Annotated in this window: 23 protein-coding genes and 1 riboswitch; of the genes, 18 read left to right on the top strand and 5 right to left on the bottom strand. The window is 47.4% G+C overall.

Translation table 11 applies throughout. The features are described 5' to 3' along the window. The first annotated feature begins 15 nt into the window (after nucleotides 1-15). From gatA to MTR82_RS16910, 4 genes are all read left to right on the top strand, one after another. Nucleotides 16-1,485 carry an Asp-tRNA(Asn)/Glu-tRNA(Gln) amidotransferase subunit GatA gene (gene gatA / locus MTR82_RS16925; protein WP_246809997.1) on the top strand — a complete coding sequence of 490 codons (1,470 nt, stop codon included), beginning with the start codon at nucleotides 16-18 and terminating at the stop codon, nucleotides 1,483-1,485. Continuing rightward, nucleotides 1,482-2,912, top strand: a complete 1,431-nt coding sequence (gene gatB, locus MTR82_RS16920; protein ID WP_052652456.1) for an Asp-tRNA(Asn)/Glu-tRNA(Gln) amidotransferase subunit GatB — start codon at nucleotides 1,482-1,484, stop codon at nucleotides 2,910-2,912. Before gatA ends, gatB begins: the two co-directional genes overlap by 4 nt. 212 nt (nucleotides 2,913-3,124) lie before the next feature. Further along, nucleotides 3,125-3,685 carry a thioredoxin family protein gene (locus MTR82_RS16915; RefSeq protein ID WP_052652454.1) on the top strand — a complete coding sequence of 187 codons (561 nt, stop codon included), beginning with the start codon at nucleotides 3,125-3,127 and terminating at the stop codon, nucleotides 3,683-3,685. A 136-nt stretch (nucleotides 3,686-3,821) separates the two neighbouring features. Further along, nucleotides 3,822-4,733, top strand: coding sequence for a diacylglycerol kinase (locus MTR82_RS16910; RefSeq protein ID WP_246809996.1), 912 nt, complete (start codon nucleotides 3,822-3,824; stop codon nucleotides 4,731-4,733). 347 nt (nucleotides 4,734-5,080) lie between these two features. Here the strand turns inward: MTR82_RS16910 and MTR82_RS16905 are convergent, their stop codons facing one another. Beyond that, nucleotides 5,081-5,509, bottom strand: a complete 429-nt coding sequence (locus tag MTR82_RS16905) for an NUDIX hydrolase (protein ID WP_052652450.1) — start codon at nucleotides 5,507-5,509, stop codon at nucleotides 5,081-5,083. Between the two features lie 216 nt (nucleotides 5,510-5,725). Between MTR82_RS16905 and MTR82_RS16900 the strand changes: the two genes are divergently transcribed. The 7 genes from MTR82_RS16900 to MTR82_RS16875 all read left to right on the top strand — a co-directional run bounded on the left by MTR82_RS16900 (nucleotide 5,726) and on the right by MTR82_RS16875 (nucleotide 12,660). Continuing rightward, nucleotides 5,726-7,072, top strand: coding sequence for a cytochrome ubiquinol oxidase subunit I (locus MTR82_RS16900; protein WP_246809995.1), 1,347 nt, complete (start codon nucleotides 5,726-5,728; stop codon nucleotides 7,070-7,072). Next, nucleotides 7,069-8,103, top strand: a complete 1,035-nt coding sequence (locus MTR82_RS16895; protein WP_246809994.1) for a cytochrome d ubiquinol oxidase subunit II — start codon at nucleotides 7,069-7,071, stop codon at nucleotides 8,101-8,103. The genes MTR82_RS16900 and MTR82_RS16895 overlap by 4 nt, the downstream gene beginning before the upstream one ends. A 14-nt stretch (nucleotides 8,104-8,117) precedes the next feature. Continuing rightward, on the top strand, nucleotides 8,118-8,231 hold the full coding sequence (gene cydS / locus MTR82_RS17205; protein WP_407674784.1) for a cytochrome bd oxidase small subunit CydS family protein: 114 nt from the start codon (nucleotides 8,118-8,120) through the stop codon (nucleotides 8,229-8,231). Nucleotides 8,232-8,350: 119 nt separating this feature from the next. Further along, the gene (gene rlmD / locus MTR82_RS16890; RefSeq protein WP_246809993.1) at nucleotides 8,351-9,715 is read left to right on the top strand and encodes a 23S rRNA (uracil(1939)-C(5))-methyltransferase RlmD; all 1,365 of its coding nucleotides are present in this window, start codon (nucleotides 8,351-8,353) and stop codon (nucleotides 9,713-9,715) included. A 102-nt stretch (nucleotides 9,716-9,817) separates the two neighbouring features. Then, the gene (locus MTR82_RS16885) at nucleotides 9,818-10,786 is read left to right on the top strand and encodes a tRNA dihydrouridine synthase (RefSeq protein ID WP_246809992.1); all 969 of its coding nucleotides are present in this window, start codon (nucleotides 9,818-9,820) and stop codon (nucleotides 10,784-10,786) included. A 202-nt stretch (nucleotides 10,787-10,988) separates the two neighbouring features. Further along, the gene (locus tag MTR82_RS16880; protein WP_234398963.1) at nucleotides 10,989-11,147 is read left to right on the top strand and encodes a Fur-regulated basic protein FbpA; all 159 of its coding nucleotides are present in this window, start codon (nucleotides 10,989-10,991) and stop codon (nucleotides 11,145-11,147) included. Between the two features lie 61 nt (nucleotides 11,148-11,208). Then, nucleotides 11,209-12,660, top strand: coding sequence for an amidase family protein (locus tag MTR82_RS16875; protein WP_246809991.1), 1,452 nt, complete (start codon nucleotides 11,209-11,211; stop codon nucleotides 12,658-12,660). A 16-nt stretch (nucleotides 12,661-12,676) separates the two neighbouring features. Here the strand turns inward: MTR82_RS16875 and MTR82_RS16870 are convergent, their stop codons facing one another. Continuing rightward, nucleotides 12,677-13,549, bottom strand: a complete 873-nt coding sequence (locus tag MTR82_RS16870; RefSeq protein WP_246809990.1) for a TetR/AcrR family transcriptional regulator — start codon at nucleotides 13,547-13,549, stop codon at nucleotides 12,677-12,679. Nucleotides 13,550-13,724: 175 nt separating this feature from the next. On the opposite strand from MTR82_RS16870, the gene MTR82_RS16865 reads away from it, so the two are divergent. The 4 genes from MTR82_RS16865 (at nucleotide 13,725) to MTR82_RS16850 (ending at nucleotide 18,637) form a co-directional block, all read left to right on the top strand. After that, a complete protein-coding gene (locus tag MTR82_RS16865; protein ID WP_246809989.1) occupies nucleotides 13,725-15,194 on the top strand; it encodes an MDR family MFS transporter in 1,470 nt (489 codons plus the stop codon). A gap of 129 nt (nucleotides 15,195-15,323) precedes the next feature. Then, complete coding sequence (locus MTR82_RS16860; RefSeq protein WP_246809988.1) at nucleotides 15,324-16,481, top strand: DEAD/DEAH box helicase; 1,158 nt, start codon at nucleotides 15,324-15,326, stop codon at nucleotides 16,479-16,481. Then, the gene (locus MTR82_RS16855; protein WP_246809987.1) at nucleotides 16,481-17,710 is read left to right on the top strand and encodes an aminopeptidase; all 1,230 of its coding nucleotides are present in this window, start codon (nucleotides 16,481-16,483) and stop codon (nucleotides 17,708-17,710) included. The genes MTR82_RS16860 and MTR82_RS16855 overlap by 1 nt, the downstream gene beginning before the upstream one ends. Before the next feature lie 12 nt (nucleotides 17,711-17,722). After that, nucleotides 17,723-18,637, top strand: coding sequence for an SGNH/GDSL hydrolase family protein (locus MTR82_RS16850; protein WP_425024029.1), 915 nt, complete (start codon nucleotides 17,723-17,725; stop codon nucleotides 18,635-18,637). Between the two features lie 43 nt (nucleotides 18,638-18,680). On the opposite strand, the gene MTR82_RS17130 is transcribed toward MTR82_RS16850, so the two are convergent. After that, nucleotides 18,681-18,812: a hypothetical protein gene (locus MTR82_RS17130; RefSeq protein ID WP_267882916.1), complete on the bottom strand. Its 132-nt coding sequence runs from the start codon at nucleotides 18,810-18,812 to the stop codon at nucleotides 18,681-18,683. A 67-nt stretch (nucleotides 18,813-18,879) separates the two neighbouring features. Beyond that, nucleotides 18,880-19,953, bottom strand: coding sequence for a M20 family metallopeptidase (locus MTR82_RS16845; RefSeq protein WP_246810014.1), 1,074 nt, complete (start codon nucleotides 19,951-19,953; stop codon nucleotides 18,880-18,882). Nucleotides 19,954-20,099: 146 nt separating this feature from the next. Next, nucleotides 20,100-20,199: riboswitch (TPP riboswitch) on the top strand. A 93-nt stretch (nucleotides 20,200-20,292) separates the two neighbouring features. Here MTR82_RS16845 and thiT point away from each other — a divergent pair. Then, nucleotides 20,293-20,871 carry an energy-coupled thiamine transporter ThiT gene (gene thiT, locus MTR82_RS16840; protein WP_052652430.1) on the top strand — a complete coding sequence of 193 codons (579 nt, stop codon included), beginning with the start codon at nucleotides 20,293-20,295 and terminating at the stop codon, nucleotides 20,869-20,871. A gap of 263 nt (nucleotides 20,872-21,134) precedes the next feature. After that, nucleotides 21,135-21,884 carry a type I methionyl aminopeptidase gene (gene map, locus MTR82_RS16835; RefSeq protein ID WP_246809986.1) on the top strand — a complete coding sequence of 250 codons (750 nt, stop codon included), beginning with the start codon at nucleotides 21,135-21,137 and terminating at the stop codon, nucleotides 21,882-21,884. 22 nt (nucleotides 21,885-21,906) lie between these two features. Here map and MTR82_RS16830 read toward each other — a convergent pair whose 3' ends face one another. After that, the gene (locus MTR82_RS16830) at nucleotides 21,907-22,626 is read right to left on the bottom strand and encodes a tryptophan-rich sensory protein (RefSeq protein ID WP_246809985.1); all 720 of its coding nucleotides are present in this window, start codon (nucleotides 22,624-22,626) and stop codon (nucleotides 21,907-21,909) included. Nucleotides 22,627-22,837: 211 nt separating this feature from the next. Between MTR82_RS16830 and MTR82_RS16825 the strand changes: the two genes are divergently transcribed. Next, nucleotides 22,838-24,637 carry a M3 family oligoendopeptidase gene (locus MTR82_RS16825; protein WP_246809984.1) on the top strand — a complete coding sequence of 600 codons (1,800 nt, stop codon included), beginning with the start codon at nucleotides 22,838-22,840 and terminating at the stop codon, nucleotides 24,635-24,637. Nucleotide 24,638 lies beyond the last annotated feature (1 nt).

Raw genomic sequence — 24,638 nt, 5'->3', positions numbered from 1 at the left:
TGAGGAGGGAAATCAATGAACTTAGTCGATAAAACGTCATCAGAATTGCAGGACTTGATACATAAAGAAGAAGTCAGCATTGCTGAAATTACGAAACAGGCATTTGAACGCATTGAAAAATTGGATCCGAAAGTGGATGCATTTTTAGCGATGAATAAAGAACAGGCAACGAAACAGGCAGAAGAAATGGATCAAACGCCGCTTGCAGAACGCGGACCCCTATTCGGCCTCCCAATCGGAGTGAAAGACAATATCGTGACGGAAGGCATCGAAACAACCGCCTCAAGCCGGATTTTGGAAGGATTCAATCCGATCTACAATGCAACTGTTGTAGAAAAATTAAAAGCCGCTGGAATGATCACCGTCGGCAAATTGAACATGGATGAGTTTGCCATGGGTTCTTCCAATGAAAACTCTTACTATAAAAACACGAAAAACCCATGGAACCTAGAAACGGTTCCAGGCGGATCTTCAGGCGGATCGGCGGCAGCTGTTGCTGCAGGCGAAGTGCCATTCACATTAGGATCGGACACCGGCGGCTCGATCCGCCAGCCGGCAGCATTCTGCGGCGTGGTCGGAATGAAGCCGACATACGGACGGGTTTCCCGTTTCGGTCTGATTGCTTATGCGTCTTCATTAGACCAAATCGGACCGATTACAAGAACCGTAAAAGACAATGCGTTATTGCTCGAAGCGATTTCCGGGCATGACGAGCGCGATTCTACTTCGGCCAATATCGAAGTGCCGAATTTTGCGGAAGCATTGACTGGCGATATTAAAGGGCTGCGCATTGGCGTTCCGAAAGAATATTTTGCAGAAGGCGTCGGCGAAGCTGCGAAACAAGCGGTTCGCGAAGCCCTTGCCGTTCTTGAAGAAAAAGGCGCAACGTGGGAAGAGATTTCACTGCCGCATTCCAAATACGCACTTGCCACGTATTACTTGCTTGCTTCTTCAGAAGCTTCATCCAACTTGTCCCGCTTTGACGGCATCCGCTACGGCTACCGCACAGAAAAAGCAGGCAATTTGCTGGAGTTCTATATGAATACACGTTCTGAAGGATTCGGCGACGAAGTCAAACGCCGCATCATGCTTGGAACCTATGCATTAAGTTCTGGCTACTACGACGCTTATTACAAAAAAGCGCAAAAAGTCCGTACACTGATCAAAAAAGATTTTGACGATGCTTTCGAAAAATTTGATGTCATCATCGGGCCAACAACTCCGACGCCGGCGTTTAAAATCGGCGAGAAGGTGGATGATCCATTGACGATGTATGCCAACGATATTTTGACGATTCCAGTCAACCTGGCAGGAGTTCCGGCAATTTCGATTCCATGTGGATTTGAAAACGGTTTGCCGCTTGGCTTGCAAATCATCGGCAAGTATTTTGATGAGGAAACGATTTATCGTGTTGCGGATGTCTTTGAAAAGGCAACCGATTTCCATAAACAAACGCCTCAGATTTGGGAGGGAGCAGCACAATGAACTTTGAAACGATCATTGGACTTGAAGTCCACGTAGAACTGAAAACAGAATCAAAAATGTTCTCTCCTGCACCAAACCATTTTGGTGCGGAACCAAACACGAACACGAACGTGATCGACCTTGGCTATCCGGGAGTATTGCCGGTCGTCAACAAAACGGCAGTGGACTGGGCAATGAAAGCGGCGCTGGCATTAAACTGCGAAATTACCCGCCATACGAAATTCGACCGTAAAAATTATTTCTATCCGGACAATCCGAAAGCTTACCAAATTTCTCAGTTTGACCAGCCAATCGGTGAGCACGGCTGGGTTGAAATTGAAGTCAATGGCGAGAAAAAACGCATCGGCATCACGCGCCTTCATATGGAAGAAGATGCAGGAAAGCTGACGCATACAGGCAACGGCCACTCGCTAGTCGACTTTAACCGCCAAGGCACGCCGCTGATCGAAATCGTTTCTGAGCCGGACATCCGGACAGCAGACGAAGCTTATGCATACCTCGAAAAAATCAAAGCCATCATCCAATACACAGGCGTATCGGATGTGCGGATGGAAGAAGGCTCGCTTCGCTGCGACGCCAATATTTCGCTTCGTCCATATGGCCAAGAGCAATTCGGCACAAAAACCGAATTGAAGAACTTGAACTCATTCAACTATGTCCGCAAAGGCATCGAGCATGAACAAGTCCGCCAGGAACAAGTCCTATTGTCAGGCGGCATCATCGAGCAGGAAACAAGACGCTACGATGAAGCGACAGGCAAAACCCTATTGATGCGCGTGAAAGAAGGATCGGATGATTACCGCTACTTCCCAGAGCCGGACCTTGTGGATATCGTCATTGACGACGCTTGGCTTGAACGCGTCCGTGCAGAAATCCCGGAACTTCCGGATGCCCGCAAAGCGCGCTATGTGGCAGAACTTGGCTTGTCATCATACGACGCCATGGTGCTGACACTGGCGAAGCCGATCTCTGACTTTTTTGAAGCGACGGTTGATGCCGGAGCGGATGCGAAGCTTGCTTCCAACTGGTTGATGGGTGAAGTTTCAGCTTACATGAACGCGGAACAAAAAGAATTAAGTGAAACGGCACTGACTCCGGAAGGACTCGCTGGCATGATCAAATTGATTTCCGACGGCACGATTTCGTCGAAAATCGCGAAGAAAGTCTTCAAGGAATTGATTGAAAAAGGCGGCGACGCAAACGACATCGTCAAAGCAAAAGGGCTAGTCCAGATCTCGGATGAAAACACTTTGCGTGAATTCGTCACAGCAGCACTCGACAACAACCCGCAGTCGATCGAAGACTTTAAAAACGGCAAAGACCGCGCAATCGGTTTCTTGGTCGGCCAAATCATGAAGCAGACAAAAGGGCAGGCGAACCCGCCATTGCTCAATAAAATCTTGCTTGAAGAAATTGCAAAACGTTAATTGGCGCAGCCAAAATCCGGAACCGGAATCGCATCGAGCGAACCCGGTTCCTTTTTTTGCCTTATTTTGCTAAAGGAACCCGCAAAAAACGGATAAAACATTTGAAGCTTTATCTTTCAACAAGTAAACTAGGGATTAAGAAGAATAGTTAAGTGTGAATGAGAGATCTGCATGATCTGCTGCTGACAAGACAAAGGAGAAGTGATGAACTGATGACGACGGAACAACAATACTTTGAGAATGCCATCACCTTGGAAAAATACATGACATTGATGGAGTCAAACCAGGAGAAATCCTATTCCATTTACGAGAAATTCAATCTTCCAGAAGATCCCGAATTGATGGAGCTGTTGAAAGAAAAACAGCCCCATGTGTTAGTTATCACTGAAGATTGGTGCGGCGATGCCATGATGAACAATGCAATTCTCCGTAAGATTGCAGAAGCATCGGGCATCGAAGTCCACTGTGTCTACCGCGACGAAAATCTGGAATTGATGGACCGCTATTTAACAAACGGCGGACGTTCGATTCCCAAATACATTTTCCTGTCCAAAGAAGGCGAAGTAGTGGGAGATTGGGGCCCTCGCGCACCGAAAGTCCAAGAATTCGTGATGGAGAAAAAATCCCGTCTGCCTGAAAAAGACGATCCGCAATTCGAGCTGCACCAAAAGACGGTGCACGGCGAAATTTCGGACGGCTTTGTATGGAATGAAGAATTTTGGAGCGCGGTCTACCAGGACATCCGCAAAACGTTCTTTGACATTTTGAAGTAATAGTTGAAAGAAGGAGAGGCCGGCGCGATGTCGGTTTTTTTCTTGGAATTTATCTTCTGTTTTAAAGGGAACTTCTTTTGTCCGAAACTGGTCTTATTTTATATTGAACGCAGAACGTCGAGAAAGGCTGAATCGTATGAAACGTGCACGAATTATTTACAATCCAACTTCCGGGAGAGAATTATTCCGAAAACACTTGCCTGAAGTGCTCGAAAAAATGGAGCAGGCAGGCTATGAAACGTCCTGCCATGCTACAACAGGAGAAGGGGATGCCGCCAAAGCCGCTTCTCTCGCAGTTGAACGGAATTATGATTTGATTGTCGCAGTAGGCGGAGACGGCACTTTAAACGAAGTGGTTTCCGGTGTCTCGACATTTGAGAACCGTCCGAAAATCGGCTTGATCCCGATGGGGACGACGAATGATTTTGCCCGAGCTGTCCATATTCCGAGAGATATCAATAAAGCAGTCGATATCATTTTGCAGGGAGACTCGATCCCGGTGGATGTCGGGCTGATGGGAGACCGTCATTTTATCAATATTGCCGGAGGCGGAAGGCTGACGGAATTGACCTACGAAGTCCCAAGCAAATTGAAAACGGTGCTCGGCCAGATGGCGTATTATTTAAAAGGGATTGAAATGCTGCCATCCATCCGTTCTTCCCGTGTCCGAATCGAATATGACGGCAACGTTTTTGAAGACCAGGCGATGATGTTCTTGATCGGTTTGACCAACTCAGTCGGCGGTTTTGAAAAATTGGCGCCGGATGCCAGCATCAACGACGGCAAATTCACGTTATTGATTTTGAAAGAAGTGAATATGGCGGAATTTATTCGGTTGGCGACATTGGCACTGCGCGGCGAGCATTTATCCGATCCGCATGTCATTTATGCAAAAGCGAGCAAGATTGCCGTAACTTCAGATGAACGGGTGCTGTTGAACTTAGACGGGGAATACGGCGGCTTATTGCCGGCTACTTTTGAAAACTTGGCGCAGCATATTGAAGTCATGGTGCCGATTGATTCAATCAGTGAAAAAGACCGAAAATAAGGAAAAGCGGAAGCGCCTATCCAGCTCCGACGGGCATAAGACGGAACAGCGAAGCGGTGTTCTTTGCCGCACAGCTGGTCTGGCTTATGACCCGAGGAGCTAGGCGCTGGAGTCTGGACAATAAGGAAAAGCGGAAGCGCCTATCCAGCTCCGACGGGCATAAGACGGATCAGCGAAGCGGCACTCTTTGCCGCACAGCTGGTCTGGCTTATGACCCGAGGGGCTAGGCGCTGGAGTCTGGACAATAAGGAAAAGCGGAAAACATGACAATAAAAAAAGCAAAAGCGCATGGATGAAAATCCATGCGCTTTTTAAAATGAAAATCCATAAGAAAATAGCTAATGCGGTTACAGCAATTCGATCGCTTGATCCTGCTCTGCCGCCAGTTTTGGCAGATGGTCAACCGGTTCCCAATGGAACTGGAACGTCCGGCCATTGTCTTGTCCATCGCTGACCACTACATGCTCCCATGAGTCGACCGGTTCCCCGGTATATTCAAAGTGAAAGATGTTGCGCTCATACACTTTATCTTTGTGGTCTGGGTAATAATTGTATTTGTGCACTTTCCCGACAAACTCCAATACGACACGCGGCAAACCGGTTTCTTCCAGCACTTCCCGGTAAAGCGCATCAATCAGCATTTCATCTTCTTCAATGGTGCCCCCTGGAACCTGGAGTCCTGCTTCCGGCTCACCTTTATGTTCAAATACTAATAATTCCCGTTTCTCTTCTGGTCCTCTCGTAATGTAAGCAAATACTTTTCGTCTAGTTTCCATGATGCTTCACCCTTTTTTTTTATTCTAATTAGAATACTAAAAATTTAGAAATTTTACAATCTATACATACCCTCTTTTGTCACAAGTTATTCATAGCTGCGGGAAAAAGTCGAGGTTTCAGATGGTTGAAGAAAGAGAAGAGTAGGAGAGTAGGGTACAATAGGGGTATAAAAGGGTAACGGGAGTACAGGGTGATTTTGAAAGGAGAAAACGTAAATGGTATTAGAAGATACTGCTTTACTGAGTCGGATCTTAACGTTATTAACGCTTTCTTTCCATATTATTTATGCGACAATCGGCGTCGGCGTTCCGCTGATGATCATGATTGCGCAGTGGGTCGGCATTAAGAAAAATGACGACCATTATATCCTGTTGGCTCGCCGCTGGGCGCGTGGATTTGTCATCACCGTCGCGGTCGGAGTTGTGACGGGTACGGCCATCGGGCTGCAATTATCGCTCCTTTGGCCGAACTTTATGCAAGTGGCAGGGAATGTCATTGCATTGCCATTATTCATGGAAGTTTTCGCTTTCTTCTTTGAAGCGATTTTCCTTGGAATTTATCTTTACACATGGGACCGCTTCGAAGATCAGCGCAAACATTTGCTGCTGCTGATTCCGGTAGCTCTTGGAGCAGCGGCTTCCTCTGTTTTCATCACCATCGTCAATGCGTTCATGAATTCGCCGCAAGGTTTTGAAGTATTGAATGGCGAATTGGTCAACGTCAGCCCGTTCTTGGCGATTTTCAACCCGGCCATGCCGACGAAAGTGGCGCACGTTGTGGCGACGGCGTTCTTGACGTGTGCGTTCTTGCTGGCATCGATTGCAGCGCTTCGGATCATCCGGGGTTCAACACACATCTATCATAAAAAAGCGTTGCATTTGACGATGAAGCTCGGATTGGTTTTTGCAATCGCAACAGCCATCATCGGAGATTTCTCCGGTAAATATTTGGCCGAATACCAGCCGGAAAAATTGGCGGCCGCTGAATGGCATTTTGAAACCGAAGAAGGCGCAGATTTGGTCTTATTCGGGGTATTGGACGGTGAAGAACCGAAGTATGCGATTCGCATTCCTTACGCGCTCAGCATCCTGGCACACAGTCTGCCGAATGCTGAAGTCACCGGATTGAATGAGTTCCCGGAAGATGAAGTGCCGCCGCTTTGGATCCATTATCTATTTGATATCATGGTGTCCATCGGCATGTGGCTTGCATTTATCGCCTTTGTGTATGTTGCCGCTTCGTGGCGGGGATGGAAATTCGTCAAACAGAAATGGTTCCTCTGGCTGACCTTGATCAGCGGGCCGCTTGCATTGGTTGCGATTGAAGCCGGCTGGTGGTTCACCGAAGTCGGACGGCAGCCATGGATTTTGCGGGGCTATATGACCGTTGAAGAAGCAGCGACGACGAGCGGCCAAGTCGATCTGATGATCATCTTGTTTGCCGGCTTGTACTTTATCCTCGGCATCGGCACGATTGTCGTTCTGCTCCGTATGTATAAGCGCAATCCGATTGAAAAAGAATTGGCAGCTCGTGAAGCTCAAAAGGGCGGTGAAAAAGAATGACGTTAACGTTAGAAGTTATCGGTATTTCAGTTCTCTGGCTGTTTCTGTTCTTGTACGTCATTGTGGCGTCGATTGATTTCGGCGCCGGTTTCTTTAACGCTTATAGCGCCTTTACGAACAAGCAGCACATTTTGACGAATATTATCCAGCGTTATTTATCGCCGGTATGGGAAGTGACGAACGTTTTCTTCGTTTTCTTCTTTGTCGGCATCATCGGGTTTTTCCCGCAAACGGCATTTTACTACGGCACCACTTTGCTCGTGCCGGCGAGCATTGCGCTCATCCTGCTCGCGATCCGCGGTTCATATTATGCCTTTGCGACTTACGGGGCGAAAATCAATCATAGAGGCTATATCTATATGTATGGCCTTTCCGGATTATTGCTGCCGGCTGCGCTTTCACCGGTGCTCGCCATATCGGAAGGCGGATTCATCAACATGGTGGATGGAAACCCGCACCTGGATTATTGGGCATTGTTTACAAGTCCGCTCATGTGGAGCATCGTCGTTCTAAGCATTGCGGCCGTGCTTTATATTTCAGCTGTCTTCCTGACTTGGTACGCCAATAAAGCAGGAGATGTGAAAGCGACGGACCTCATGCGGAAATACGCGTTGATCTGGGCAGGGCCTGCGATTATTACAGCAACCGGCATCATTTACGAGCTGCGCGGCCACAGTCCGGAACATTACGAGAACTTGCTCGATCTTTGGTGGGTATTCGCGATTTCGTTCCTTTTGTTCGTCGGAACGGTTTACTTGATCTGGAAGAGAAGAAATTACGGTTTGGCATTTATTCTTTTGGTCGGACAGTTCTTTACCGCATTTTTCGCTTACGGATTGTCCCATTTCCCGTATTTGCTGTATCCGTACTTGACGATTTATGACAGTTTCACAAACGAAACGATGGCGATTGCCTTGATTGTGGCATTCATTGCCGGGCTTGGGCTCTTGCTGCCTTCCTTGTATCTCTTGTTCCGCCTGTTCCTATTCGACAAAGACTACGTTAAAGGAAAATCGGATTATCATGTATAAAGGAGGAAACTGATATGCAGGATTTCTTAATATTTTATGCACCATTCATTGTACTGATTGCGTCCATTGTCGCCGGTTTCTGGATTTCCCTGAAAGACGGAGCGGTGACGAAAGACGAACAAAAATAAAACTTCGATAGAAGAAGTTGAACGAGCTGCCTGTGATTTGGCAGCGAGAAGCGCGCGCAGGTTTTGCCTGCCGCGTTTTTTTATTGTATGATAAAGCAATGTGAAATGGAGTGAACACTTTGAAACCAGTACAAAAAAATGATCGGCTGTCTGTCCATGTCGAAGATTTGACGCATGACGGAGCAGGCGTAGCCAAAGTGGAAGGCTATCCGCTTTTCATCCAAGGCGCGTTGCCCGGAGAAGACGTCCAGGTCCATGTTTTGAAAACCTTAAAATCCTATGGCTTTGCCAAATTGATCCAAATAGAACAGGCTTCACCTTTCCGGGTGACGGCACCTTGCCCCGTATTCGATACGTGCGGCGGCTGCCAAATCCAGCATCTTTCCTATGAAGGCCAGATGACATTCAAACAGAAATTGGTGCACGACGCCATTACCCGCATCGGCAAACTGCCGGACGTGCCGGTGCATCCAGTGAAGGGCATGGAAGATCCGTGGCGCTACCGCAATAAATCACAAATTCCGTTCGGCACCGATAACGGCCGAGTGGTAGCCGGATTTTACCGGACGCGGTCGCATGATATAGCAGATACGGATATTTGCCTCATCCAGACACCGGAAGCGGATGCGATCATGAACGGATTGAAAAAGAGCTTGCATGAAATGGGCATTGAGCCTTACGAAGAAGCGACGCATCGCGGCATGCTGCGCCATGTGGTGGTCCGTAAAGCGCGGGCAACCGGCGAAATTATGGTCGTGCTTGTGACGAAGAAAAAGAAATTCAAACAAGCGGATCAGGCGGTTGAACGGATCCGTTCATTGGTGCCGGAAGTGACGTCAATCATCCAGAACGTCAATCCTGAAAAGACAAATGTCATTTTTGGTGATGAAACCTTGACGCTTTGGGGCAAAGATGCGATTGAAGACCGTATCGGCGATGTCCGATTTGAAATTTCCGCGCGTTCGTTCTATCAGATCAATCCGGAACAAACCGAAGTCCTTTACGGACAAGCACTCCAATACGCCAATTTAACGGGGAATGAAACCGTAATCGATGCGTATTGCGGCATCGGGACAATTTCCTTGTTCCTTGCCAAGCAGGCCAAATTTGTCATGGGCGTTGAAATTGTGCCGCAAGCCATTGAAGACGCCAAACGGAATGCCGAACTGAACGGCTTTTCCAATACCTTATTTGAAGCGGGCCCAGCTGAACAAGTGATTCCCCGCTGGTATAAAGAAGGGCGCACGGCTGATGTCTTGATGGTCGACCCGCCGAGAAAAGGCTGCGACGAGCAATTGCTCCGCACGATTTTGAAGCAGCGGCCGCAGCGTGTAGTCTACGTTTCGTGCAATCCGGCAACACTCGCACGCGACTTGCGCATCTTGGAAGACGGCGGCTACCGCACAAAAGAAGTGCAGCCGGTCGATATGTTCCCGCAATCGACGCATTGCGAAGCTGTAGCCTGGCTTGAACTCGCTGAATGAAAATAAATAAAAAGCAGACGGTTGGACAGGCAAGCCTGCATGTTCCAAGGCCGTCTGCTTTCCTTCTGAATAGATAAGAAAACGAAAGGAATGAACTTCATCATGACCACTAATTTTTGGCGCGACTTGCCGCGTCCATTTTTTGTACTTGCACCCATGGAAGACGTGACGGATGTCGTGTTTCGGCACGTCGTCAGCCACGCCGGCAGACCGGATGTGTTTTTCACGGAATTTACGAATACGGAAAGCTATTGCCATCCGGAAGGCATGAAAAGCGTTCGTGGACGCCTATTGTTTACGGAAGACGAGCAGCCGATGGTCGCCCACATTTGGGGCGACAAGCCGGAATTCTTCCGCCAAATGAGCATTGGCATGGCGGAAATGGGATTCAAAGGCATCGACATCAATATGGGATGCCCAGTGCCGAACGTCGCCACAAGAGGAAAAGGCAGCGGCCTGATCCTTCGCCCGGAAGCGGCGGCGGAAATTATCCAGGCAGCCAAAGCGGGAGGACTGCCAGTCAGCGTAAAAACGCGCCTTGGCTACTCCGAGCTTGAAGAATGGCGCGACTGGCTGACGCATGTATTCAAGCAAGATATTGCGAACCTTTCCATCCACTTGCGCACGCGAAAAGAAATGAGCCAGGCGGATGCGCATTGGGAATTGATCCCGGAAATCAAGAAACTGCGCGATGAAATTGCCCCGGATACGTTGTTGACGATCAACGGAGACATCCCCGACCGCGAAACCGGTTTGAAGCTCGTTGAACAATACGGAGTGGATGGGGTTATGATCGGCCGTGGGATTTTCAAAAATCCGTTTGCTTTTGAAAAAGAGCCGAAAGAGCATGGCAGCGAAGAATTGCTTGGCTTATTGAAGCTGCATTTGGACCTTCATGACAAGTATCTGGAAGAGCTGCCGCGATCGATGTCGGGGCTTCACCGCTTTTTCAAGATTTACGTCAAAGGTTTCCGCGGAGCCGGAGAACTGAGAAACCAATTGATGAACACGAAATCGACAGCCGAAGTGCGGGAATTGCTGAAACAGGCAGAGCTCTCGGCGGTGGAATGATTCCAGCTAAATAAACTGAGAGAAGCTATTCCGCTGGCTCGCCAGCGGGGTAGCTTTTCTTATTTGAAACTAACGAAAGGGCTGAATAAAACATATGGCGGCATTGTAAAAAGTTGTCACAAATTCTCTTGCTTATAGGTTTTAATTTTCTTCTATAAAGGGTAAAGAAAAGAGAAGACAAAACAAGGAGAGAATGGACAGCATGGAACAAATACCTGAATCAAAATTTGAAGATAAACGTTCGAATGTGATTGAAGAGTTGGTGGCTCAAAACGTGTTCAAGATCAACGGCAGGCAGCTTTACGAATTATCTCTTTATGAACTGATGAAAACATATACAGAAAAAGATCAAGTCGGTTAATTCCGGCTTTTTTCATTTGCCAACCGGCTGGACAATGTGGGGAAGGATGGGAGGAAATCAGATGCATGATAAAAAATTGGAAGCCTACCGACACGAGCGCTTGGACGAAATGACGCTCGCTGAAATGCAAAAAGAGCTGGAGGAAGGAAAAGTCACTTCCGAAGAGCTCGTTTTAATGTATAAAGAAAACATTTCAGTCCGCGATTCTCATACAAACGCCATATTGGAAATAAACCCGGATGCACTCCAGATTGCCCAGGCATTGGATTTCGAACGGCGGACAACTGGTGCACGCTCGGCTTTGCATGGCATTCCGCTCCTGATCAAGGACAATATGGATACGGGTGATAAGATGCATACAAGCGCAGGCTCACTGGCTATGAAAAATCATTACGCCTTAAAAGATGCATTCCTCGTGAAAAAATTGCGGGAAGCAGGAGCGGTCATTTTAGGAAAAACAAATATGACCGAATGGGCCAATTTCATGTCGGATAAAATGACCAACGGCTATAGTTCGCGCGGCGGCCAAGTGGAAAATCCGTACGGCCCTTTCGATGTGGGCGGCTCCAGTTCCGGCTCTGCTGCCGCTGTCACGATGAACCTGGCAGCGGCTTCGATCGGAACAGAAACCTCAGGTTCCATCATCAATCCGGCAGCCCAGAACAGCTTAGCCGGCATTAAACCGACTATGGGCCTGATTAGCCGAACCGGAATCATTCCGCTCTCCCATACCCAGGATATTCCCGGCACATTCGGCCGGACAGTAGAAGATGCCGTATCGGTATTTGCTGCATTGATCGGGCAAGATCCGGAAGATGCCATTACGGCTTTTGCTGTGAAGTTTGAAGGCTATGACTGGTCGGCCCATTATAAAGAAGATGGATTAAAAGGAGTGAAACTGGCCGTGCCGCGCGCTCTTTTTGAAGAAGCGATTCCGGCTAAACAAATGAAATTGTTTGAACAGGCGATGGACAAGCTGCGGGAATGCGGAGCTGAAATCATCGATCCCATCGATTTAGGATCTGACCAGGACGATCTTGGGTTTGCGGTTCTCCTTCACGAGTTTAAAGCCGATTTAAACGCATATTTAGCGAAATCGAATCCGGAGAATCCGATTCGATCCATGGATGATCTGATTGCTTATCACAATCAGCATGCTGAAACGATGTTGAAGTTCGGGCAGAATCTGCTCGAACAAGCGAATAGCATGAGCGGCCAATTAACGGAGCGCGAATATGTGGAAGCATTGGAGCGCAACCGTTATCTTGCAGCTGAAAATGGAATCAGCGCAACCTTAAAAGAAGTAGGGGCAGATGCGCTGCTGTTGCCGCAGGATTTTGGCTGCAATGTAGGGGCAGCTGCAGGAGCGCCTTCGATAACTGTTCCATTCAGCTTCACAGATGACAATGAACCTTTCGGCGTTGCCTTTACAGGGAATGCATTTTCCGAACCGCTATTGATTGAGTATGCCTATGCATTTGAACAAGCGGTCAACGGGCGAAAAAAACCATGAAAAAGAGGCAAAGCGGTTATCGCTTTGCCTCTTTTTTGCGTTCCTGTAAGATGTTCCATACTTTTTCAAGCGCCGCCACCAACTCCAGCTCGTACGTATGGCTGTTGGAAAGCGTAGCGAGTGCACTTTCCATTAATACATATCGCGGCTCTTTGGCTATAAGTTCGTCCGCGAGGAAAATAACCAATTCCCTGGCGTCGGGTTCGTCTTCTTGGCACACCAAATCCTTTAACTTCCCGCTCAATTCCGGAAGTGTCATTTTCGGAAGCGGGGAGGAAACCGTTAAATTGTTTTTTTGGATAAAACGGTCATTTTGTTTGATTTGATCCGCTATATTCGTTTTTAATCTCCTCAAAACGAAAGAAGAAAGTGCCTTAGTCGGCAACTCCTCAGTCGACGTGACTTTCCATAAATTGATCAGCTGCTGGATAGCGCCGTGCACGGCCGCTGCATTATCTAAAGCGAAAGGCTTAGCCTCGTCACCAAAGACGTCAGTGATGCGGGTAGCAATCCAGTTCAATTCCGTGATGTATACTTCCCGTGCATATTTCTTCAGTTCTTCGTCCTGGGAATAGAAAATGCTTTCGTACAAAGCGAAGAGATTTTTCTCGCGGTTCATCTGGATGCGGATGTACATTTGCTCGGCGAGAACGTCCAAGTCATCGAGCGGTCTTCCGACAGAGGCCGCAATCCGTTTCTGGCGAATTTCGCTGCCCACCGATTCCATAATAGCAATCAGGCATTCCGTTTTGGAGGAAAAATAATTATAGAACGTGCCTTTCGATACGCCCGCTTCATCAAGGATGTCCTGGATGGAAGAAGAATTATATCCTTGATTGATGAAAAGCTTATACGCGGCGTTCGTAATTTTTTGTTTTTTTGAATTCATTTCATTCACCTTTATACTCGTAGTCTAGTCTCATCATATCTTGAAAACACTTTCAAATCAATGTTTTTGGACTGTCGGTATATTTCTCTTGATTAAATTGGACGAGCGGTATAGAATAATGCAATGGAGAAATAAAGAACCATAATCACGCAAGAAATTACGGAGGAATAAAAGAATGACAGAACAGAAAAAACCGCCTTATGGCATTATTGCCATACTCTTTACTGGAGCATTTGTGGCCATCTTTAACCAGACTTTATTGAACGTAGCATTGCCGTCGATCATGGGCGATTTTGAAATCGATGCATCGACCGCGCAATGGCTCGTGACCGCGTATATGCTGGTCAACGGGATCTTAATCCCGGCCAGTGCTTATTTGATCCAACGCTACTCAAACCGCTCGATTTTTATCGTAGCGATGTCGTTGTTCGCGACAGGGACGTTACTTGCGGCAGTAGCACCTGTATTTAGCGTCCTCTTGATCGGGCGCATGATCCAAGCATCTGGTGCGGCGCTAATGATGCCGTTACTAATGAACGTTATGCTCGCAGCGTTTCCTGTGGAAAAACGCGGACAAGCAATGGGCGTCTTTGGCCTTGTCATGGTCGTAGCCCCGGCTATCGGGCCAACCCTTTCAGGATTTATCGTTGAACACTACTCATGGCGTGTCCTGTTCTGGATCGTCTTGCCGATAGCCGTAGTGCCGCTTGCACTCGGTATCTTTAAACTGAAGAACTTGACGTTCCAAGACCGCAATATCTCGCTTGATACCGGATCACTGATTCTTTCGACGTTAGGCTTCGGCGGCATCCTCTACGGATTCAGCTCGGCCGGAACAATGGGATGGACCGATCCTGTCGTGATGACGACAATTGCTGTCGGGATTGTATCGCTAATCATTTTCATTTTCCGCCAATTGAAATTGGATGAGCCTTTATTGCAAATCCGCATCTACAAATATCCGATGTTTGCTTTGTCTTCAGCCATTTCTGTGGTTGTGTCGATGTCGATGTTCTCAGCGATGATTTTGATGCCAATCTATATTCAAAGCATCAAAGGGATTTCACCGATCAACTCCGGTTTGCTGATGCTGCCGGGCGCTTTAGTGATGGGGGTCATGTCACCGGTGACGGGCCGCTTGTTTGACCGCTTCGGCGCGAAAGTTCTTGCGGTTCCAGGATTATTAATTGTCGTCTTGACGACTTATATGTTCAGCCAGCTTAGCATCGATTCAAGCTTTGTAAATATCATGCTCATCTACACGCTGCGGATGTTCGGGATTTCAATGGTCATGATGCCGGTTATGACGAACGGTTTGAATACATTGCCGATGAAATCGTATCCGCACGGTACAGCGATTAACAATACGCTGCAGCAAGTCGCTGGAGCTGTCGGTTCTGCATTCTTGATCTCTATTATGAATGCCCGCACAGAATCTGCAGCAAAAGATTTGGCTTTGAGCGGAACTCCGCCGGAACAGATTTTGAATATGGCGATGCTTGAAGGCATTAACTTTTCATTCTTTGTTTCTACCTTCATTGCACTCGTTGCGCTGCTTTTGGCCTTGTTCATTAAAAAACCGACACGCCCAGTAACGGAAGCGGAAAAAGAAATTGTCTATAAACAAAAGCAAGTAACCGAATAAGCTTAGCCAGCCTGAATATGGGCTGGCTTTTTTGATGGAAACGGAACGTTTGCCGAGGTGCTTCAAAATGTCCAGCTATGGCGCCAAATATGGTACACTATTAGCATCGAAAAGAAGGTGGAATAAAAGATGAACTATATAAATGAACTGGATCCAATTTGGCAGGAAAAATGGAAAAATGCAGGATTTGAACAGGCAATGCCGATCCAAGAGCAGATGATTCCTGAAATGCTCGCAGGCAATGACATCGTAGCGGAGTCTCCGACAGGTTCCGGAAAAACTTTGGCTTATGTACTGCCGATTCTGCAGCGCATCAATCCGGAGAAAAAATCCGTCCAAGCAATGATTGTGGCACCGTCCCAGGAGCTGTCGATGCAAATTGTCAATGTGTTGCGCGAATGGACAGAAGGCACGGATGTTACCGTCACACAATTGATCGGCGGCGCGAATATGCAGCGCCAGCTTGAAAAGCTCAAGAAAAAACCGGCCATTGTTGTCGGGACCCCGGGCCGTTTGAGTGAATTAGTGAAAACAAAGAAATTGAAAATGCATGAAATCCGGATGCTGGTGCTGGATGAAGGCGACCAATTGATGGCACGCGAACATCGCAACCTCATGAAAGACTTGATTGAAAAAACGCAGCACGACCGCCAGTTAGTGCTGGTGTCGGCTACAATTACGGAAGAAGTCGAATTGGTGGCTGACCGTTTGATGAACCACCCGACACGCCTTCGCGTTACAGCGGAAGACTTGCCGATGCAAGGAAAAGTCACCCATTCTTTCATTAAAGTGGATGAACGCGATAAAACGGATCTGCTCCGCAGAATTTCGCATATTGAAGGAATGAAAGGCTTGGCTTTCGTCAATAACCTGGATCAACTGTTGATGAAAGAAAATAAACTGAAGTTCCGCGATGCCAAAATTGTGACGCTGCACTCGGAAATGAACAAAGATCAACGGAAAAAAGCATTGGATTCGTTCCGGAACGGAGAAGTTTCCATTTTAATCGCAACGGAAGTGGCGGCCAGAGGATTGGATATTGACGCCGTTACCCACGTTATTCACGTGGACGTGCCGCAATCAGTGGAGCAGTATATGCACCGTTCAGGACGCACGGGACGAGCAGGTGCAGACGGCGAAGTCTTGACGCTGCTCGCTTACGCAGATGAACGGCATTACAAGAAATTCACGAAAGAATTGCCGTCAAAACCGGTCCAAAAAATTCTTCATGGCGGCCAATTGGTGGCAGGCAACAGCAAAACAGTTTCTGAAAAGGGGAAAAAATGATGACTTTTCAAGAGAAAATGGAACAATATGCAGAGCTGACAGTCCATGTCGGCTTGAATGTCCAAAAAGGGCAAATCATTCTGATCAATACAACGACAGATACCGTCGAATTCACACGCTTAGTGGTGAAAAAAGCATATGAAGCTGGTGCGAAGCGCGTCCATGTCAATTACGCAGACCCAGTCCATACACGCGACCATTACGAATTGGCGCCGGACGAAGCGTTCAACGAATATCCGGAATGGTCAGTTGTCCAGCGCGATGAAATCATTAAGACGGGCGGTTCCTTCTTGTGGATTGATGCAGAAGATCCGGATTTATTGACCGGAATCCCAACGAAACGTCTGTCGGATTCACAGAAATCAGCAGGCAAGGCATTGGAGAACTACCGCCAAGCAGTGGGCTCGGATAAAATTGCATGGTCGATTATCGCCATCCCTTCCAAGAAATGGGCCGAAAAAGTATTCCCGGATCTTGAAAGCGATCAGCAAATTGAAGCGCTTTGGAATGCCATCTTTAAAACAGTGCGCATTGGCGAAGGCGATGCTGTCCAAAAATGGACAGACCACGTTGAGCATTTGGAAACCCGTGCTGCACAATTGAATGAAAAACGGTTTGCGAAATTGCATTACACAGCACCTGGAACGGATTTGACGATTTCTCTTCCGGAAAAGCATCTATGGCTGACAGGCGCTGCAAAAACGCCGCAAGGCAATTCGTTCATCGCCAATATGCCGACGGAAGAAGTCTATACCGTCCCGACTAAATATGGTGTCGAAGGGTTTGTCCGCAACACAAAACCGCTTGTCTACCAAGGGAATATCATTGATGATTTCACATTGACTTTTGAAAAAGGGAAAATTGTGAAGGCGGAAGCTGGAGTCGGACAAGAGCTGCTGGATGAAATGATCCAGTCGGATGAAGGGGCAGCGTACCTAGGGGAAGTAGCTTTAGTTCCTCATGAGTCGCCTATTTCGGATGCCAATATTCTTTTCTATAATACGCTTTTCGATGAAAATGCATCAAACCACTTGGCAATCGGCGATTCGTATCCAACGTGCTACGAAGGAGCGCGTGATTTGGAACGTACACAATTGGAGTCAATCGGATTGAACACATCAATCGTTCACGAAGATTTTATGATCGGCAGCGGCGAGATGTCGATTGACGGCATTTACGAAGACGGCTCAAGCGAACCGGTTTTCCGGAACGGAAACTGGGCATTTTAAGAGGTGAGCAAAGTGAAGAAAATAGGAATCGCGTTGGTGCTGGTTTTCATGTTCTTCGGTTCTTCGGTGCAAGCGCAGGCAGCGATTAAAATACCTGCGGTTTATGTAGCGTTGGGCGATTCCTTGGCTGCAGGGCAAACGCCCAATTCCCAAATTGATGCGGGCTACGCGGATATGATTGCCGGAGAGCTCGCACGCCATCAGCCTGTCGCTTTATTCACGAAAGACTTGGCGTTCCCAGGCTTTACGACAGAAGATGTGTTGGAGAGAATCAAGTCTCCGGAAGCAAAAGAAGTGTTGGCTTCAGCGAATATCATCACGCTATCAGCGGGAGCCAATGACTTACTGCGCTTAGTGCAAGTAAATCCAAAAGAAGGCTCGCTGACTTTTCAGCAAATCCAGGCTGACTTTGCGTTGAATGAGGCGCGGCAGAACATGGAAGCCATCCTAGCCGAATTGAAAGCAAGAGCCCCGAAAGCGGACGTCTACGTCATGGGCTATTATTTCGCTTATCCGCATGTACGTGATTCGCAAAAAGAAGGGACAGGCAAGCAGCTGGACCGCTTGAATGCGATTTTAAAACAATCGGCGGCGAAAGCGGGGGCGCAGTTTGTTCCGGTTGATGCCGCTTTTGGTGCATCGCCAACGGATAAAGTGCCGAATCCTGCAGATGTCCATCCGAATTTTACAGGCTATCAAGCGATGGCCAATGCTTTTTTAGAGCAGTACCAGAAAGGCTGGAAAGTTGAGAACACCGAACTCCCTGCACCGAACCCGTTAAGTTTCGAACAGATTCTACAAGCGCAGGAACAAGGTGCAGTCTCAACCGAGAATCCGCCGGCGTTGGAAAATACATCGGCCATGCGCCCATCTGAAAAAGTGGAATTGGACTACTTAGCCTTGCGTGAAGTTCTTCCTTATATTTGAATAAAACAAAGCCGCAGCGATTTCAATCGCTGCGGCTTTGTTTTTATCGTTTGGAGTTTGGCGTCTTATAAGGTGTCGTATTTCCAGCTTTTTTGCTGTCCATCACTTTTTTAATAATTGGGTAGGCAATAGGTGCAATCTTAATTGCCGTCTTCACAATGCGTCCGATTCCCATATTCATCGCTCCCATCATAGATTCGCTAATTAATGATTTCCCTTATTTCATGAAACGCAAACCTTTTTCATTTAGAGAGGGCATGCGCAACAAGGATTTCTTTGTATTCATGGACACTGGAGATCGTGACATATTCCGCATTGCCGTGCCAGTCATCTCCGCTCGGGCCAAATTCAATTGCGCCTTCGCCGCCCGTAACTTCCGCATAGTAGCGTGTATCCGCAGCCCCGTGCTGGCCAAAAAGAATCGCTTCCTGATCCGTTACGTTTTTAATCGCTTTCTGCAGCATTTGGATATACGGATTTTCTTGAGTCGTTGTTAAAGCAGGTGTAGAACCGCTTGCTTTATATTCCATATCCACATTTAACGTATCCGCCAGTTCAGCCATTTGCCGGACGATTTCATCTTTGTCCTGTCCGGGCATAAAGCGGATATCGTAGGACATATGGCAAATTTCCGGCACGACATTATAGCGGTCGCCTGCCTTGATGATCGGCAAGTTGACGGATGGCTGCTCGTAGTATTCCGTCGATTCTTTCCGGAAAGGCAATTCGCTCATGGCCATATGGTATTTCATCGCTGATTCGATGGCATTGATGCCTTCCCAAGGGCGGCTGCCATGCGCCGGTTTTCCTTTAAAAGTCAAATCCATTCGTAATATGCCTTTTGATTGGAGCCCGACTTTTAAGCCTGTCGGTTCTCCGCAGATGACAAAGTCGCCATGGTATCCTTGGTCAACCAACCATTTCGATGTATTGCGGCCGCCGATTTCCTCATCGGTGACAATATGTAGTTGAACCGTTTTCTCCAAAGCCGAGGCATCGAGTTCGATGAACGCCTGCATCATTGCCGCTACGCCCGCTTTCATATCGGCTGCGCCGCGGCCATATAAACGTCCAAGTTCTTCGAATGGGGTGAATTGCTCTTCGTGTCCAGGCACCACGTCCACATGGCCGTTCCAGATGAGCGTCTCTTCTCCGGCGCCTTTGATGGCAGTAAGCATCTTGAAGCCGTTGTTTTCATGGATCGTGACAGTTTCTCCTTTTTCTTTCAGCCAATCGGCACAAAACAGTAATGCTTGATTGGCGCCTTCTTGATCATCGCTTTTGATTTTAATCAAATCTTTTAGTAAGTCAATCATGTCCTTAGCAGCAAATGGATGCTTGCTGCTTTCACCACCTTTCAAAATAGTTCATCAATAAAAGTGTACCCTAAGAAGAGCACTTAAAACGAATTGCTTTCACATTTGACCTTGTGTACAATGAAGGATGAAAGAGAATTTAATGTATACACCACAAGGGGAGCTTTTGCTGAGAGTGAACAGTTTTGTTCTTACCCTTCGAACCTGTAAGTTAACGCTTGCGCAGGGATGTGGATAGAAACCTGCCTTTTATGCGGCGTCAGGATCTGTCCTGGCGCCGCTTTTTATGGTTTTTTTCTGCGGCCCTTCTGGTGATGTGCACAACACAAGGAGGAAGTCATGAGAAATTTACGTGTTTTGTTAATGGTGGAGATTGCGATTTTTGGAGCGCTCGGGTATGTATTGGATTTTGTGGCGTTTAAAATGCCGCAAGGCGGATCGGTCAGCCTGGTCATGATCCCCATTGTTTTGATGGCTTTTAGAAGAGGCACCGCGGCCGGAATTTTAACCGGGCTGTTAGTCGGGTTGCTGCAAATCGTAACCGGCGTCATTTCCGTTACGCCGTTGTCATTCGGTTTCGTCGTGATGCAAGTGATTTTGGATTATCTCGTCGCTTACGGAGCCGTCGGTTTTGCTGGCCTGATGCGCAGCCGTTATTTGAAAGCCCATCAGCAAGGGAAAGCAGGCGGCATGATTGCTGCAGCCGTGATCGGCGTATTGATCGCATCTTTCTTGCGCTACCTGATGCATGTCATCACGGGTGTTTTATTCTTCGGGATGTTTGCAGAAGGCAACGTGCTAATATATTCGGCTGTTTACAACGCCACTTATATGATTCCTGTTTTCTTATTGGCAGCCGCGGTTTGTTCGGCGCTTTTCACCGCTGCCCCTAAATTGGTGGATGCCGAAGTCCAGTGAAAGTTTAGAATTGAAAAAAGTGAGAGCCGCCAGAGAGGAAATTTCTCCGGCGGCTCTTTTCATAAACGGCACCAAACGGGTGCTTGCGCTTCTCGTATTGTCTAGTCTCCAGCGCCCGGTGCCTCGAGGTCGCTTCAGCTTTTCCGCCCATGGCTAAGAACGCCATGACCGAAAAAGCTTCCAGCGCTTGTCGGCACCAAACGGGCGCTTGCGCTTTTCGTGTGCTATAATTTTCAGTAGACAATTTGAAAGAAGGGTATCAAATGATTGCAACGAATGAGAAAGATATTGAAATGCTGAAGAAAGCGGGGCGCATGGTAGCTGAAATTCGCGAAGCGATGAAAGCAGCGACGAAGCCAGGCGTTACGACAAAAGAATTGGATGAACTGGGCGGCAAAATGTTCAAAGAGCTTGGCGGCGTATCTGGCCCGAAAGCGGAATATGATTTCCCGGGCTATACATGCATCAGCGTGAACGAAGAAGTGGCCCACGGCATGCCGGGCAAGCGCGTTATCAATGACGGCGACATCGTGAACATCGACGTGTCAGGATCTTATGAAGGCTATTTTGCAGATACAGGCATTTCTTTTGTAGTTGGGGATGGCCATTCGGAAAAAGAAAAATTATGCCAAGTGGCTGAATCGGCATTTGACCGGGCGATGAGCAAAGTGAAAGCCGGCGCTAAGCTGAACCAGATCGGAAAAGCGGTGGAGCGTGAAGCGAAGCAGCAAGGTTTGTTCGTCATTAAGAACTTAACGGGACACGGCATTGGAAAATCATTGCATGAAGCTCCGCAGCATGTTTTGAATTATTACGATGCATGGGAAACAACGATTTTAAAAGAAGGCATGGTTCTTGCTGTCGAGCCTTTCATTTCCCAGAAAGCTGAGCATATTGTGGAATCGGGAGACGGCTGGACATTCATCACGCCTGACCAATCGCTGGTGGCCCAGATTGAACACACGGTTCTTGTCACTAAAGGCGAGCCCATTTTACTGACAAAACTCAATTAAACATAAAAAAAGATCCTGTTTATCAGGATCTTTTTTTGATGAGCAAAATGCCGGTGATGATGACCCCGCTTAAAAACAGGGAAGCGGTCGTGACCAACAGTTCGTTGGTACCATGTTTCACGGCAATGCCGATAAAGGCCCAAACGAAAACAAAGGCATAAGGAATATCAAAATGATGGAAGCGAATATGGAGTGCGAGAGCAGTCGCTACTGTCAGCATGATAACGGTCCATAATTGATCGCTCAAGCCCCAGCCGCTCCAATTGTAGAACGTCAAAACAAAGCTGGTATTGGCAATAGCGGCGACACTGAGCCATCCCATATTAATGGAGATTGGAAGGCGTTCTGTGAGTTTGCGCTCGGAATTGCTGTATTGCAAATACAAGGCAATCAAAGAAGCCAAGTAGGCAAAGATCGCTAAAACGGACCAAGCAAAAAACTCATAATGCCATAAGTACAGCCAGGCAATATTAAATACAGCACTCAAGGTAAAGAATAAAGTGATTTTGGCTGACGGGACTTCCCCTTTTTTGTAGCGGATCCAAAACCCGATAATCCAGATAGCCAATAATATGTAAATAACAGACCAAATTGAGAATACATAGCCGGCTGGAGTAAATAGAACCGGAAGGCGGTTGGAAATCTCGCCAGTGGTTTGCCCATTAAGCGGCAAAATATTCGCTAGTGAATTGATTACGATGATGCTGATATATGCGATTGTCATCAGCAGTATTCTAGCCATAAAAGACCCCCCTCCTATTTTAGTATACCTGTCGGGAAGCGGTTCAACAAACTTCACTTCCAAGAATATTCATAAAAAGGAAGGTTTGTGAAGATCGTGTGAGAATTTTCAAAAGCAATCCAATCATAAGTCCGTGTGGTTCCGACATTTTGCAGGAAATGGTATACTTATAAGTGTTTTTAGAAAATTAAGTTTACCAGGGGGTAAAATCATGACGGTTAAATTTCCGGAAGTATGGGATTTGGATGTATTGTTCCAAGGGGGCAGCGATTCAAAAGAATTGCGGGTACATATGGACGAGGCAACGCCCAAATTAGATGAATTTGAAAAAACGGCTCAGCACTTTACAGCGCCGGCTTCAAGCGAAGACGCTGAAAAGGTGGCAAATTTGCTGGAAGAAGTAAATGCGCTGATGCAGCATCTCAGTCAAGCGGGATCTTTTATTGGCTGTTTGATGGCGCAAAATACGGAAGACAAGAAAGCGGCCATTTTGCAAAGCGAATCGTCTTCTCTCCATGCGCGTTTTGATGCATCGCTCCAGAAAATTCAACAGGATTTAACGAAAACGGATGATGCCGTGTGGAAAGAATTGCTTGAGCAGGATGCGTTGAAAGAATTCCATTTCTTCTTAAACGAATGGCGGGAAGAAGCGAAAATGCAGCTTTCCGAAAAAGAGGAAAACCTGATCACGGCACTCAGCATGGATGGCTATCACGGCTGGAGCCAACTCTATGACATGCTAGTGGGCGAAATTAAAATCAAAATGACGATTGATGGCGAAGAAAAGACCATGTCGGTCGGACAAGCCAACAACCTAAGCTCCCATAAAGAAGCTGAAATTCGGAAAGAATCGTATGAGAAATTGGAAGAGGCGTGGACTGAGAAAGAAGACTTTTTCGCGAAGACCTTGAATTCGATTGCCGGTTTCCGTTTGGAAGTGTATAAAAAACGCGGTTGGGACCACGTTTTGCAAGAGCCTTTGCATATGAACCGCATGAAGCAGGAAACGCTGGATGCGATGTGGGGGGCCATCAGCAAGAACAAACAGCCTTTTGTGGCTTATTTGAACCGCAAAGCAGAAATTCTTGGGAAAGATGGCCTGGATTGGTACGATGTCGACGCGCCGGTTACAGAAAGCACGCAGCAATTTACGTATCAGGAAGGGGCCGAGTTTATCTTGGAGCATTTCGGCAAGTTCGGGCCTGAGCTGCGGCAATTTGCCCTGCAAGCTTTTGAAAAAGGCTGGATTGAAGCGGAAGACCGTCCAAACAAGCGACCAGGCGGTTTCTGTACCGAATTGCCGATGGCAGAGGAATCCCGCATTTTCATGACGTACAGTGGATCCATGTCGAATGTGGCGACGCTTGCACATGAACTGGGACACGCTTTCCATTCCTACGCGATGCACCCGGTCCATGGGCTGAACCGTTCGTATGCAATGAACGTAGCGGAAACGGCTTCGACTTTCGCTGAAATGATTGTCGCAGATGCAGCCGTTAAAAATGCCCAATCGAAAGAAGAAAAGATAGCATTGCTTGAAGATAAAGTACAGCGCAGTGTGGCGTTTTTCATGAATATCCACTCGCGCTTCCTATTTGAAACCCGCTTCTATGAAGAACGAAAAAACGGCGTCGTGCCGGCAGCCCGTTTAAATGAGCTGATGGAACAAGCGCAAAACGAAGGCTTTGCAGGCGGTTTGAAGTCAACGCATCCGCATTTCTGGGCTTCTAAGCTGCATTTCTACATTACGTATGTGCCGTTCTATAATTTCCCGTATACATTCGGTTATTTATTCTCGCTGAGCATTTATGCCAAAGCATTGGAAGAAGGCGCCGATTTCGAAGGCAAGTATATGGCTTTGCTAAGAGATACTGCGATTATGACAGCTGAAGAGTTAGCGCTCAAGCATCTTGGAGAAGATATCACCAAAGAAGCCTTCTGGGAAAAAGGCATTGCTCTTTGCGTGAAAGATGCGGAAGAGTTTAATGCGCTAACTTCTTCTTTCGAATGAT

Origin of the sequence: Planococcus ruber (assembly GCF_022819085.1) — a bacterium.
GTDB lineage: Bacteria > Bacillota > Bacilli > Bacillales_A > Planococcaceae > Planococcus > Planococcus ruber.
Note: the sequence above shows the minus strand (reverse complement) of the source record. Positions and strands in the feature narration are given on the sequence as shown.